This window comes from Lentzea sp. NPDC058450 (assembly GCF_042721395.1).
Classification (GTDB): domain Bacteria; phylum Actinomycetota; class Actinomycetes; order Mycobacteriales; family Pseudonocardiaceae; genus Lentzea.
Genome location: NZ_JBHXLO010000018.1, coordinates 144,330 through 157,417, shown reverse-complemented (window position 1 = coordinate 157,417; position 13,088 = coordinate 144,330). Strand labels below are relative to the sequence as shown.

Annotated in this window: 14 protein-coding genes; 10 read left to right on the top strand and 4 right to left on the bottom strand. The window is 71.4% G+C overall.

All coding sequences use genetic code 11. The features are described 5' to 3' along the window. Positions 1-31: 31 nt before the first annotated feature. A complete protein-coding gene (locus tag ACFWNN_RS26940) occupies positions 32-538 on the top strand; it encodes an SMI1/KNR4 family protein (RefSeq protein ID WP_382442708.1) in 507 nt (168 codons plus the stop codon). Between the two features lie 9 nt (positions 539-547). Here the strand turns inward: ACFWNN_RS26940 and ACFWNN_RS26935 are convergent, their stop codons facing one another. Together ACFWNN_RS26935 and ACFWNN_RS26930 are read right to left on the bottom strand one after the other, a co-directional pair. Next, the gene (locus tag ACFWNN_RS26935) at positions 548-1,168 is read right to left on the bottom strand and encodes an ankyrin repeat domain-containing protein (RefSeq protein WP_382442707.1); all 621 of its coding nucleotides are present in this window, start codon (positions 1,166-1,168) and stop codon (positions 548-550) included. 9 nt (positions 1,169-1,177) lie between these two features. Further along, positions 1,178-2,566, bottom strand: coding sequence for a carotenoid oxygenase family protein (locus ACFWNN_RS26930; RefSeq protein WP_382442706.1), 1,389 nt, complete (start codon positions 2,564-2,566; stop codon positions 1,178-1,180). Positions 2,567-2,686: 120 nt separating this feature from the next. Between ACFWNN_RS26930 and ACFWNN_RS26925 the strand changes: the two genes are divergently transcribed. Continuing rightward, positions 2,687-3,274, top strand: a complete 588-nt coding sequence (locus tag ACFWNN_RS26925) for a TetR/AcrR family transcriptional regulator (RefSeq protein ID WP_382442705.1) — start codon at positions 2,687-2,689, stop codon at positions 3,272-3,274. Here ACFWNN_RS26925 and ACFWNN_RS26920 read toward each other — a convergent pair. Together ACFWNN_RS26920 and ACFWNN_RS26915 are read right to left on the bottom strand one after the other, a co-directional pair. Continuing rightward, positions 3,271-4,224 carry a threonine/serine dehydratase gene (locus ACFWNN_RS26920; RefSeq protein ID WP_382442704.1) on the bottom strand — a complete coding sequence of 318 codons (954 nt, stop codon included), beginning with the start codon at positions 4,222-4,224 and terminating at the stop codon, positions 3,271-3,273. The two genes, ACFWNN_RS26925 and ACFWNN_RS26920, sit on opposite strands and share 4 nt — an antisense overlap. A 9-nt stretch (positions 4,225-4,233) precedes the next feature. After that, a complete protein-coding gene (locus ACFWNN_RS26915) occupies positions 4,234-4,707 on the bottom strand; it encodes a molybdopterin-binding protein (RefSeq protein ID WP_382442703.1) in 474 nt (157 codons plus the stop codon). Between the two features lie 132 nt (positions 4,708-4,839). On the opposite strand from ACFWNN_RS26915, the gene ACFWNN_RS26910 reads away from it, so the two are divergent. From ACFWNN_RS26910 to ACFWNN_RS26875, 8 genes are all read left to right on the top strand, one after another. Then, positions 4,840-5,238: a molybdopterin-binding protein gene (locus ACFWNN_RS26910; protein WP_382442702.1), complete on the top strand. Its 399-nt coding sequence runs from the start codon at positions 4,840-4,842 to the stop codon at positions 5,236-5,238. A 5-nt stretch (positions 5,239-5,243) separates the two neighbouring features. Further along, complete coding sequence (modA, locus tag ACFWNN_RS26905) at positions 5,244-6,038, top strand: molybdate ABC transporter substrate-binding protein (RefSeq protein ID WP_382442701.1); 795 nt, start codon at positions 5,244-5,246, stop codon at positions 6,036-6,038. Beyond that, a complete protein-coding gene (gene modB, locus ACFWNN_RS26900; protein WP_382442700.1) occupies positions 6,035-6,835 on the top strand; it encodes a molybdate ABC transporter permease subunit in 801 nt (266 codons plus the stop codon). Before modA ends, modB begins: the two co-directional genes overlap by 4 nt. Further along, a complete protein-coding gene (locus tag ACFWNN_RS26895) occupies positions 6,832-7,878 on the top strand; it encodes an ABC transporter ATP-binding protein (RefSeq protein WP_382442699.1) in 1,047 nt (348 codons plus the stop codon). The genes modB and ACFWNN_RS26895 overlap by 4 nt, the downstream gene beginning before the upstream one ends. A gap of 190 nt (positions 7,879-8,068) precedes the next feature. Next, positions 8,069-8,278 carry a molybdopterin-binding protein gene (locus tag ACFWNN_RS26890; RefSeq protein ID WP_382442698.1) on the top strand — a complete coding sequence of 70 codons (210 nt, stop codon included), beginning with the start codon at positions 8,069-8,071 and terminating at the stop codon, positions 8,276-8,278. An 86-nt stretch (positions 8,279-8,364) separates the two neighbouring features. Next, entirely contained in the window at positions 8,365-8,991 is a 627-nt protein-coding gene (locus ACFWNN_RS26885) for a hypothetical protein (protein WP_382442697.1), read from the top strand. Continuing rightward, positions 8,988-10,154, top strand: coding sequence for a PrsW family intramembrane metalloprotease (locus ACFWNN_RS26880; protein ID WP_382442696.1), 1,167 nt, complete (start codon positions 8,988-8,990; stop codon positions 10,152-10,154). Before ACFWNN_RS26885 ends, ACFWNN_RS26880 begins: the two co-directional genes overlap by 4 nt. Before the next feature lie 41 nt (positions 10,155-10,195). Next, complete coding sequence (locus ACFWNN_RS26875; RefSeq protein ID WP_382442695.1) at positions 10,196-13,075, top strand: tetratricopeptide repeat protein; 2,880 nt, start codon at positions 10,196-10,198, stop codon at positions 13,073-13,075. Positions 13,076-13,088 lie beyond the last annotated feature (13 nt).

The following is a 13,088-nucleotide window of genomic DNA, read 5'->3' as shown; positions in this document are numbered from 1 at the left end:
CAGGGCGCCGCCGGACGCGAAGATGACCTTCGTGACCGATCAGCCAGCCGCCCTCCTGCACGAGTGGTTGCGCGTCCACGCGCCCGTCACCTTCGAGACCCTCACAGCCCGGCCGGATGCCCGGGGCATCTGGATGTTGTCCGGCCTGCGCGACCTCATCCCGCCGATGTGGGAACCGATGACACCCGAGTTCTCCGCCGAGCAACGCGCCTGGCTCGTCGAGCTGGGCGAGCGCTCCCCGCACCCGGACGACCCCGACGGACCGGCCGGCACACCGTCGGCCGGCTTCCGGCGGCCGTTCGTGCCCATCGCCTCGAACGGCTCCGGCGACGTCCTCTACGTCGACGAACGGCCCGGCCCGGAGTCGGGCTGCGTGTGCCAGTGGTGGCACGACGACTACCTGTGGGCGAAGTTGTGGCCCAGCGTCGACGTGATGCTCACCGACGTCCTGCGGGCGTTGGAGACGGGCGGTGTGGTGCTGGGGAAGTACCGCGCCCAGGTGCTCGACGGCGAGGTCGACTGGCAGCACGTCGGCTGACCCGAGGGGCTAGCGTTCCCAGGGCGGAACCCAGGCGACGTCCGCACCCGCCGCCGCGACCAGTTCCGCGCACTCCCTCTGCCCGCCCTGGCCAGCACCCCAGTACGCCACGTCCAGCTCCTCCTGACTCGCGCCCGCGAGCAGGATCTCCACCTGGTCGCGCAACCCGAGCGTCGCGGCGTCGGCGAGCGTCACCGCCGCGCCGCGCTCCACCAGCCGGCGTGCGGCCGACCACTGCGCGAACGCCCGCGCGTCGGCCAGGGCGGAGCCGCCGCCGATGACTGCCCCGTCGGCGTCGATGTCCGCACCGGCGTCGAGCAGCGCGTCGAGCACCTCGACGTCGTCGGCGCTGGCGGCCCAGTGCAACGGCGTCTCCCGATGCGGCCCTTCGAACCGTGCGTTGACATCGGCGCCCGCCTCCACGAGCACCGCCACGGACCGTGCGCCGTTGGGACAGCGTGCGGGCCAGTCCGTCAGCACGTGCAGCAGGCTCCGCGCGTGCCCGTGGTCATCGACGATCCGCGTGGTCGCGAGGCCGGGGTGGTCCGCGAGCAGCTGTCCCAGCGCGGGGACGTCGCCTGTGCGGATGGCGGTGACCACCGCGACGGCCAGCGGATCGTCGTGTCGCATGCTGTGTCCTTACGCCTCGTCGGCGATCCACGCACCGTGGTATCCCCACGGCACGCGCCGGGGGAGTCGCACGGAGGCTACCGGCCCCGCCGTCACGTCGGAGGCGTCGAGGACGAGGAGTTCGGCGGTGTTGGCGGCCTCGTGGCTGACGATGCTGAGCAGCCAGCCGTTGTCCTCTCCGGCGCCGTCCGCGGCGGGCACGAACTCGGCCTCGCCCGGGACCCAACCCTGGCCGAGCATGTGGCTCGTGCGCTCGCCGGTGGTGGTGTCGTACTTGACGACGGCCAGGCGGCGGCTCTCGTCGAGCGGCAGCGCGTTGCTGACCGCGTAGACGTAGCGGGTGCCGAGGCCGGTGCGCTCGTCGTTGACGGTCGGGAACTCGATGGGCAGGTCGTCGAGCGGGTGCTCGCTGACGGCGCCGGTCGTGAGGTCGAGGGTCCAGCGGTAGAGGCTGCCGCCGAGCGACGGGGCGGTCGAGAGCGCCGTGTCCAGGTTCGGGTGGCCGCCGACGCCCGTCCAGACCTCGTTGAAGCCCGCCGCGTTGTACGCCACGGCGTCGATCACCACACGGCCCAGGGCGTCCTCGAAAGCGTTGCCGACGTGGAAGGTGTAGCCGGGCTGGACGTCGAACCAGCGCACGTCCTGGCTGCGGCCGTGGCGGGGCATCACGCCGATGCGGGGCCGGTGCTGCTCGCTCCAGCGGTACGGGAAGCCGGGCCGGCGGGTGAGCTCGAAGTCGAACACGACGGGCAGGTCGAGCCACACGACGTGGTGCTCGGTGATCGCGAAGTCGTGCATCATCGTCGCCGCCGGCATCTCGATCTCCGCGCTGTGCACGATCCGGCTGTCAGCCGTCGCGACGTGGTAGGTCAGGAACGGCGGGGTCACGCCGTAGCCGAAGAAGTGCAGCTCACCGGTGACCGGATCGACCTTCGGGTGCGCGGTCATCGCCGTCTTGAGCATGCCGCCGAAGTCGAACGGGCCGACGGTGCCGAGCTCGCCGGTGACCTCGGTCGGGAAGCCGTTCTCCGCGAGCGTCAGGATGCGTCCGTCGTGGTGCAGCACGCTGGTGTTCGCGGTGTTGTTGCGCAGCACGCCGTTCGGGCCGTGCGGGTTGACGTGGTCGGGACGCACGCCGTCGAGCAGCGGGGTGCGCAGCCAGCGGTTGCGGTACCAGCCGGCGCGGCCGTTCTCCAGCCGCACGCCGTGCAGCATGCCCTGGCCCATGAAGTTGTGGGCGGGGTAGGAGCCGGGCAGCGGGTTGGGCCCGTTGCGGAAGTAGCGGCCGGTGAGCTCCGGCGGCAGCGTGCCGGTCACCTCCAGTTCGACGGCCTCGATCTCGTCCGGCACCGGTGCCATGAACCCGTCGAAATACGCGGGCCTGTCCACGGTCGTCATCGTTCGATCCCCTCGGTCGCGGTGTTTGCGTTCTCCAGCATGCACCCATCGCTAAACAGGTGCATAGTGATGCTGGTCACGTGGCGATCGGGGTATTCCGGAATGGGTACGATCTGGTTCATGACGGAAGGGCAGGCGCCTCGCCGGCAGCAGAACCGGCGCGGTCAGGGCGGTCTGCTGCGTGCCGAGATCGAGCGGGCGGCCCTGAAGCTGCTGGACGAGCAGGGCTCACCCGAGCTGGTGACGTTGCGCGGGGTGGCGCGGGCGGCCGGGATCACCGGACCGGCGATCTACCCGCACTTCCCGGGGCTGCCGGAGCTGCACGCGCGGCTGCGCGAAATGGCGTTCGACCAGATCGCGGAGGAAACGAACGCGGCCGTCGCGGAAATCACCGATCCGCGCGCGGAATTGATCGCGCGCTACACCGCGTACGTCGAGCTGGGATTCAGGTACCCCGCGCGCAGGAAACTGATCCTGAGCCCCGGCAACGAGGTCAGCGCCGGCGCCCAGGTCGCGTTCGAGGGTCTGGTGGGCGTCCTGAAGCGCTGCGTGGAGGCGGGTGAGTCGACCAGCACGGACCTGACCCTGGACACCGCGCTGCTGCTGGCCGCGGTGACGGGCCTGGTGGAGACGCATGGAGCGTTCCCGCTGCCGCCGTTGAAGACCGCGATCAGCGAGATGGTCGCGCGCCTCGCGAAGCTGACCTAACGGGTCCAGCGCACGACGTCGTCGAACGTCACGTTGCCGCCGCAGAGCACGAGGCCCAGGCGCGCGTCCGGCCCGACCCGGCCGAGCACCGTGCGCGCGGCCGGCAGAAGACACCCGGCGGCGGGCTCGGCCCACACCTTCTGCGTCTCGGCCAGCGCGATCGACCCTTGCACCGCGTCCGCGTCGGACACCACCAGCACGTCCTCGACCAGGGCGGTGACGTGGTCGTAGGTCAGCTGCGAGGCGTGCGGCGCCGAGAGCGTGGAGACGATCGACGTCGGCGTGATGTCGACCGGCCCGCCCGCCTGGAGCGCCTGGCTCATCGCCTCGGCGCCCTCGGTCTCGACGCCCCACACCCGCACACCCGGCACGAGCGCGTGGAAGGCCGTGGCGATACCCGAGATGAACCCGCCGCCGCCGATGCTCACCAGCACGTCGGTGACGTCCGGCGCGTCCGTCGCGAACTCCAGCCCGACCGTGCCCTGCCCGGCGACCACGATCGGGTCGTCGTAGGGGTGCACGAGCGTCGCACCCGCCTGGACCAGGTCGCCCAGCAGCGCGAACGCCGCCGCGAGCCCCTCGGTGAGCCGCACGTCGGCACCGGACGCACGTGCCAGCTCGACGGACCGGGCGGGCGCCGTGGACGGCATGACGACGGTCGCGGCCACGCCGAGTTCGCGCGCGGCGGCGGCCAGGGCGATGCCGTGGTTGCCGCCGCTGACCCCGACCACACCGGCCGCGCGGGCCTCCTCGGACAACGACAGGATCTTCGCGACCGCGCCGCGGATCTTGAAGGAACCGCTGCGCTGCAACAGTTCCAGCTTCACCGTCGTGGGTGCGCTGAGCAGTGCGGACAGGCCTGGGGAGGGGAGCGTGGGCGTGCGCAGCACACGTCCGTCGAGCACCTCGGCCGCGGCCCGGACGTCGTCGATGGTCAACAGCTCCGCCATGGCCACAGCCTAGGGCGCGCCGAACCTCGCGATCTCCAGACGGGCCACGTCGCGCACGAACCTGCTGGACCGCCCGTCCTGCGGCGTGACGAGCGTCGGCCGGGTGAGCTGCCGGCCGTTGTAGCGGGTGGCGAGGATGGCCGAGCAGGCGCCGAACTCGGGGTCGACCTCCGCCCACGACAGCAGCACGCGGTAGCCGTCGGCGGACGAGGCCACGACGACGAAGCTGAGCTTGTCCATCTTGCTGCCGCCGGACGTGCGCAGCCTGACCTTCGCCAGCACCTCGTGCAGCGGGACGCCCTGGACCTGGTGCACCTCGCGGACGCGGGTGGTGCGGTACTGGACGTTGACCGGCTCGCGAGCGTGCGCGTCGAGGTGGGACGTGCAGAAGACCCATTCATCGTTGATGTCTCCGGTGACCAGGACCTGGTCCTCGGACAGCGGCGTGCGCGGCGCTGGGATGCCTGCAAACGATGACGTCACGACCTCCAGGGTACGTGCGCAGGTGCGGAACCACAGGGCCATTTGTGTCAGATCTGCGGTGGTAGATCACGATTCGATCCGCAACCATCGACAGCTCTTGTCTCCGCAAAAGCGGCACCTAGGATCATTGGCGTGCCGAATCTGCGGATCAGCGAAGCCGCCACGCTGCTGGGCGTCAGCGACGACACCGTGCGCCGGTGGATCGACCAGGGCCGCCTGGAGTCCACCGTGAGCCTCAACGGTCGCAAGGCGATCGACGGCCGTGAGCTCGCCGCGTTCGTGCAGCAGATGTCGGAGAACGCCGAACCCGGCGCCACGGTCGCGGCGTCCGCCCGCAACCGGATGCGCGGCATCGTCACCCGCGTCGTGAAGGACGGGGTGATGGCGCAGGTCGAGATGCAGGCGGGACCGTTCCGCGTCGTGTCGCTGATGAGCAGGGAGTCGGCCGACGAGCTCGGCCTCGAGGTCGGCACGGTCGCGGTCGCGTCCATCAAGTCCACCCACGTCGTAGTAGAGATCCCGGAGGCCTGAAGAACATGTCCAGAATCGCGAACAGCGTGCTCGCGGTCGCCTCGGCCGCGCTGGTGCTCGCGGGCTGTGGCTCCGGCCAGCAGACCTCGTCCACGCCGACGTCCGGTTCCGAGGCGCCGAAGGTCACCGGCGACGTCACCGTGTTCGCGGCGGCGTCGCTCACCGAGACGTTCACCCAGCTGGGCAAGGACTTCGAGGCCGCGAACCCCGGCACCAAGGTCAAGTTCAACTTCGGTGGCAGCTCGGCGCTGGCCCAGCAGCTCAACCAGGGAGCGCCCGCCGACGTGTTCGCCTCGGCCGCGCCTGCCAACATGAAGCAGGTGACCGACAGCAAGACGATCACGGACGCGCCGAAGACGTTCGTGAAGAACACGCTGCAGATCGCGGTGCCGAAGGGCAACCCGGGCAAGATCGCCGGGCTGGCCGACTTCGGCAACGCGGACAAGAAGATCGCGTTGTGCGCGGAGCAGGTGCCGTGCGGTGCGGCGTCGAAGAAGGTGTTCGAGGCCGCCAAGATCACGGCCGCGCCGGACACGCTGGAGCAGGACGTCAAGGCCGTGCTGACCAAGGTCTCGTTGGGTGAGGTCGACGGTGCGCTCGTCTACAAGACGGACGTGAAGGCGGCCGGGGACAAGGTCGAGGGCATCACGTTCGCCGAGGCGGCGCAGGCCGTGAACGACTACCCGATCGCGCCGGTGGCCAAGGCGCCGAACGCGGCCGCGGCCAAGGCGTTCATCGACTTCGTGCTCTCCGACAAGGGCAAGTCGGTGCTGAGCGCGGCGGGCTTCGACAGCCCGTGACACGTCATCGGGGGCGGGGACGGCTGCCGGTCGTCCTCGCCCTGCCCGCGTTCCTCGGCCTGGCGTTCCTGCTGGTGCCGCTCGCCGGGCTGCTGATCAAGGCGCCCTGGGGGACGCTGTCCGGGCAGTTGTTCAGCGCCGAGGTCGGTGAGGCGCTCAAGCTGTCGTTGATCTGCGCGTCGCTGGCGACGGTGCTGTGCCTGTTCTTCGGCATTCCGCTGGCCTGGTTGCTGGCGCGGTCCGGGTTGCCGGGGCGCGGGATTCTGCGTGCGCTGGTCACGGTGCCGCTGGTGTTGCCGCCGGTGGTCGGTGGTGTGGCGTTGTTGCTGGTGCTGGGACGGCGCGGGCTGATCGGGCAGCACCTGGACGCGTGGTTCGGGATCTCGTTGCCGTTCACGACGGCCGGAGTCGTGGTGGCGGAGGCGTTCGTGGCGATGCCGTTCCTGGTGATCTCGGTGGAAGGTGCCTTGCGGGCGGCTGATCCCCGGTTCGAGGAGGCGGCGGCCACGCTGGGGGCGTCGCGGTGGCTGACGTTCCGCCGCGTGACGCTGCCGTCCGTGCTGCCCGGCGTGGTCGCGGGTGGTGTCCTGTGCTGGGCGCGGGCGTTGGGGGAGTTCGGGGCGACGATCACGTTCGCCGGCAACTTCCCCGGTGAGACGACGACCATGCCGTTGGCTGTTTATCTGGCGTTGGAGACGGATCCGGATGCGGCGATCGTGCTGAGCATCGTGTTGTTGCTGGTGTCCGTCGGAGTGCTGGCCGGTCTGCGCGACCGGTGGATCAGCGGGCCGACGTGACCCTTTCCGCTGCTTTGCGCGTGACGCGCGGCTCCTTCGACCTCGAGCTCGACCTGACCATCGCGCCCGGCGAGGTGGTGGCGTTGCTCGGCCCGAACGGGGCCGGCAAGTCGACGGCGTTGCGCGCGCTGGCCGGGCTGTCGCCGCTGACCTCGGGGAGCATCGCGCTCGGAGAGTCCACCTGGGACGGACCGGAAGCGTTCGTGCAGCCCGAGAAACGTCCGGTCGGCGTGGTGTTCCAGGACTACCTGCTGTTCGCCCACATGAGCGCGCTGGAGAACGTCGCGTTCGGACTGCGGGCTCGCGGTACTCGCCGGGCGGAGGCCCGGGAGCGGGCCGCGACGTGGCTGGACCGGGTCGGACTCGCGGAGTTCGCCCAGCGCAAGCCCCGCGCGTTGTCCGGGGGTCAGGCGCAACGGGTGGCGCTCGCCCGCGCGCTGGCGACCGGGCCGAGTCTCCTGCTGCTGGACGAACCCCTGGCCGCGCTCGACGCGAGCACCCGGTTGCAGGTGCGGTCCGAGCTGGGCCGGCACCTGGCCGAGTTCGGCGGGCACACGTTGCTGGTGACGCACGACCCGTTGGACGCCATGGTGCTCGCGGACCGGCTGGTGATCCTGGAGCACGGCCGCGCGGTCCAGCAGGGGACACCGGCCGAGGTCGCCCGCCGGCCGCGCACCGAGTACGTGGCCACCCTCGTCGGGCTCAACCTGTACCGCGGCAAGGCATCCGGCACGGTCGTGTCCTTGGTGGACGGTGGTGCGATCACCGTCGCCGAGCCGGCGTCCGGGGAGGTGCACGTGGCGTTCCCGCCTACCGCGGTGAGCCTGCACGTCGTGCGGCCGGACGGCAGCCCGCGCAACACCTGGCAGGTCACCGTGTCGGCCATCGAACAACACGCGCACACCACGCGCGTGCGGCTCGACGGCGTGCCGTCGGTGCTGGCGGACATCACCACGGCGACGCTCGCGGACCTGCGGCTTCGGCCTGGCGACACGTTGTGGGCGGCGGTCAAGGCCACCGAGGCGCACACCTACCCGGCGTGAGTTCGCCGCACTGGTGACGATCGGGTCGGATTCTTTTCTGCCGCCTCGGCACCCGTGTCGGCGGCGCGTCTGCGGAGAGGCGGTGGTTGCCGTCCTCGCACCTGAGGATCAAGGTCGGAACCGCTGGCGTGCCAGGGTTTCCGGTTTCGCCTACGGTTCGGATGTTCCGACCATCCCGAGGAGAACCCCAGTGCGCCTTTCGACCCGCAACCAGCTCACCGGCACCGTCGCCGCGATCAAGGACGGCGCGGTCATGGCCGTCGTCACCGTGGACCTCGACGGCGGCCAGCAGGTCACCGCGTCGATCACCATGGACGCCGTGGCCGATCTGGGCCTGCGGGTGGGCCAGCCGGTCACCGCCCTGGTGAAGTCGACCGAGGTCATGATCGGCGTCGAGTAGACCCTCTCGGACACCCCGCCCTTCTCGGCCTGCCGAGTCCGTTGATCTGTGGTCAAGTGGTCTGCGGCCGGCGAGAGGGGCTCGGGATGACGGAGGCGGCGCCACGGGGATGGGTGCCGGTCGAGCACCGGTTCCTCGGGCTCGATCGGAGGACCTTCGGGCCTGCACTGAGCGTTCTGGTCATCGCGTTGGTGTTGCTGGCCGGGTTGCCCGCGGTGAACGCGCTCATCCCGTGGCACAACGAGATCCGCGCCGGCGACGTGCTGGATCTCGGTGACGGTGCCACCGCCGTGCCGCCGGTCGGGTGGCAGCTCGAGGACGGGACGCTGACGGGTGCCGGGGTGGCGTCCGCGACGAGTCTGCAGGCCGAGCTGGCCACCGGCGGGGCGACGATCTCGTTGCGCGGCGCGGCGTTCGCCGGGTCGGCGGACGCCTTCCTGGACCAGGTGCTGCGGTCGGAGGGCAGTGCCGGCGTCGACGGGCCGCGCGCCACGGTGACCACCGAGAGCGGACTGGTCGGGGTGGCGCTGGGGAGCACCTCGCCGCAGGGCGACGGACTGGACGTGGCGTTCAAGATGGCCGGACCATCCGGACAGGCCGAGACGGCGCCCGCGTTGCTGGTCCGGGTGCGGACGGCGCCGGGGCAGTTCGAACGGCAGCAGGACGTCGTGGGCGCGTTCGTCCGCAGCATCACCCCGGGAGCGTCCCGATGACGACAACATCCGAAATCAGGACCGCGCAGCTCGCCGCGATCGACGAGTCGGGCTGGGGGCTGCCGTTCCGGTTCGTCCAGCCGCGCAACCTGGCGTTCTGGGTGTACCTGGTGGGCGTGGGCGGCGGAGCGCTGGCGATCCTGCGCTACTTCGGCCCCGGCGCGCACTTCTACGGCCCGGCGCTGACCGGCGGCGTGCTGCTGTTCGGCCTGTACCTGGTGCCGTGGCTGCTGTTGCTGCGGCACCAGAACCGGTACACCGCACAGCCCGCGTCGTTGCTGGCGGCGGCGTTCGCGTGGGGTGGTCTGGCCGCGACGTTCTGGATCGCCCTGCCCGCCAACACCGCCCTGCTGGAGATCTGGTCCAAGGTGGGCGGTACGGCCTTCGCCTCCGACTGGGCGGCGGGCCTCACCGCGCCGATCAACGAGGAGTTCGCCAAGGCGCTCGGGCTCGTCCTGCTGATCGGCCTCGCGCCCCGTCTGGTGCGCAGCGCCTACGACGGGTTCATCATCGGCGCGTTCCTCGGCCTGGGCTTCCAGGTGTTCGAGGACGTCCTCTACGTCTACAACGGCGCCGCCCAGAGCTTCGGCACCGCCCAGATCGCCTCGTCGTTCCAGATCTTCCTGGTCCGCGGGGTCACCGGCATCGTCTCGCACGCCCTGTTCAGCGCCATCTTCTGCGCGGGCCTCATGTGGGTGCTGGGCCGCACCCCCGGCGACCGCCACGTCCCGCGCGGCGTCCTGACCATGCTGACCGCGATGGTGTTCCACTTCGCCTGGGACGACATGGGCGGCCTGAGCGGCGGTGTTCCGGTCCTGGCGATCCTGCTCCCGTTCGTGATCGCGGCCGTGGAACTGGTGACGCTCTTCGCCGTCCTGCGGCGCGCGGCCCGCCAGGAGCGGACCTGGATCCGTCAGATCCTCGGCCCGGAGGTCGACGGGGGAGTGGTGGACCCGGCGCTGCTGTCGGCCGTCAGCGGCCTCGGCAAGGACCGCAAGGCGTTCCGCAAGCTGGTGCACGACCGAAAGCGGGCCCGCCACCTCCAGGAGGCGACGGCGGACCTGGCCCGCGAGATCGCCCGAGCCCGTGGCGACGAGACCGCCGAGGTGGCCCACGCCCGAGCCGAGGTGCTCCGCCTGAGGGGCGTCCAGCCGGTCGGGTGACGGCCTGTTACGCCTGACGAGCGCCCCGCGACAGGCGGGGTATGACTCGCTTGAGGGGCGCCCGCTGGTGGCACGGCCTGGTGTCGGTGCTCACCGCCGCCGGCGTCGGCGTCCTGACGAACCTGGCCACCGGCGAGTTCTCCTGGGCCCTGGTGATCGCACTCGCCGCGCTGGTCCTCGTCCAGGCCGCGCTGGCGTGGTGGCAGTCGGCCCGCGACCACCAGGACCGCCTCGACACGCGGGACGGCCTCCTCGGCGAACTCCGCCCCGCCGCCCCCACCTCACCGCTGAGCACCGACGACGCCCGCGCCGTGGTCCACTGGCTCACCGCGCCGTACTCACCGACCCCGCTCTGGGGCCGCGGCAAGGCCCACGACGACCTCAGGACGTGGTGCACCACCCGCGACCCGAAGGCCGAGGTGGCCCGAGTGATCACCGGACCGGCCGGCGTGGGCAAGAGCCGCCTGGCCCTGGCCGTGGCCGAGTCGCTCCAGGACGACGGCTGGGCCGCGGGCCGCTTCCAGGACCAGAGCACCACCCTGATCGACGCCATCACCGCCGCGGGCGACCCCACCCTCGTGGTGGTCGACGACGCCGACCGCGTCCCCACCGACGTGCTGGCCTCCCTGCTCACCGGCGCGATGGCCCACCCGGACCTGATCCGGGTCCTCCTGCTGGCCCGCACCGCGGACGCCCTGAAAGCCCTGCCCGACACCGTCCTCCCGCACCTGCGCACCATCACCGCCCTGCGCCCGGTGGGCGAGGCGGCCGACCGCCAACGCTGGTACGCCCAAGCCGTCGCGGCGTACGCCAAACACCTCCACCTGCCCAAACCCGACCTCCCCGACCGCCCGGTGGGCACCGACGAGGACACGTTGCTCGTCCTGCACGCCAGAGCCCTGCTCGCTGTGCTGGGCAAGTCGGGCACCCGCACCCACACGCTCACCACCCTCGTCACCGAACTGGTCACCCTCGAACAACGCACCTGGACCACCGCCGGCCACGACGTGGAGGTGCTCGCCGAAGCCGTCACGGTCCTCGTCCTGCTGCCCGCGGCCACCCTCGAAGACGCGGCCGACCTGCTCCGCCGGGTCCCGCAGTTCTCGGCCGACGCGGCCCAGGAGTCGAGGGTCGCGGTCGCGAGATGGGCGCGCCGCAGGTACGCGGTAGGCCCTGACCACCGCCTCGACCTGCGCCCCCACCTGGTCGCCGAACGCCTGGTGCTCGACACCCTCGCGGCCAACCCGCGCCTGCTGAGGGACGACGACGCACCAGCGGCAGCCGCCTTGCTGGCCCGTGCCCACACGACGTACCCGGACGCGCTGGTCCAGCTCACCGCGCTCCTGTCCCGGCAGCGCGGCGCACTGCCGGAGGCGCTCAAGGCGATCATGGACTGCGGAGTGTTCGATCCTCTCGTCGACCGTGCGCTGGCGGCCCTGATCAGCACCGAGGAGGTGATGCACGATCTGGGGACACGGGAGCAGCTCGTCCTGCTGGCACCGGCCAGGGAGTTCCCGCACCTCCAAGCAGCCTGCGCCGCGTTGGCGGTCGCCCATCGCCGCACACTGGTGGAGGACGAAGCGAGCCGCCGGGAGCTGGCCCGCGCACTTCGCGCCCTGTCCACCTACCTGATGCGCGTCGACGGATATCGCGAAGCGCTGGAAACGGCGAAGGAGGCCGTCGCGCTCCAGCGGGAACTGGCGGACGGAACGGAGGAGCAGCGGTCCGACCTGGCGTTGGCCCTGGTGGTGCTCGGCGGCGTCCTGCACGAGCTCGAGCGGAGTCGCGAAGCCCTGACCGTGCTGGAGGAGAGCGTGGAGATCCTCCGGGAGACAGCGGGTCATCAGGACGCACTGTGCGAGGGACTGCGCGGTCTTGGGGTCGTGCTGGGTGAGGTCGGGCGCAACCAGGAGTCGTTGGAGGTGCTCAGCGAGCTGGTGAGGATGCGCACCACGCAGGCGGAAGCCGAACCGGACCGCTACCGCGGCGAACTGGCCGACTCGCTGTACCGCCTGGGTGCCGCGCACTGGAGGCTGGGCGAGTCCCGCCGTGCCAGGTCCGAGGCCGAGAAGGGCGTCCTGATCTACCGTGAGCTGGAACTGGCCCGTCCAGGCAGGCACCTCCACGACCTCGCGATCGCGCTGGTCCACCTCGGCACCAGCGAACTGGACCTCCGCCGCTTCGGCGCAGCCGCCGAACTCCTCGGCGAAGCGGTCGCCATCGACCGTCGGCTGGACGCCGTCGAGCCTGGCAGGTACCGCTCGCCGCTGGCAGGAGCCCTCTACAACTTCGCGCTGAGCCTGATGGAGTCGGGCCGGCTCCGGGAGGCCGCGGACGCGTCAGCGGAAGCCGTCCAGATCAGGCGAGGGCTGGCTGTGACCGACCCCGAACGCCATCTCCCCGGCCTGGCTCGCGAACTGCACGGGCTCGCGATGGTGCGGTCGAGGAGTGGTGATCGCGCGGCGGCGCTGGAGGCCGTCGAGGAGGCGATCCCGATCCTGCGCGAGTTGATGAAGTCGGACCCGGATCTGCACCGCCGCACCTTCGCGGCGCACGTGCTGGCTCAGGGTGGGCTCCTCCAGGACCTGGGACGGCTCGACGAGTCGGCGCGGGTGACCGCCGAGTCCGTCGCGGTCCACCGCACGCTCGGGGAGACCGAGCCCGTGCGCTTCGGCCCCGCACTGGCCATCTCGCTGCACAACCTGGGCCGGATCCGGGAGGCGGTCGGCGACGTCGACGGCGCTCTGGACGCCTACCGCGAGTCGGTGGCGGTGTGGCGGGCCTGCTCGGAGCGGGACGACGAACTGGACGGCCCGAGCTACCGCAGTGAGCTCGCGAACCTGCGCAAGGTGCTGGACCGTCTCGGGCGGCGGGACGAGGCGGCCGAGTTCGGGCTCGAGGCGGGTGCTTCCGGGGACTGAAGGCTTACCGTGG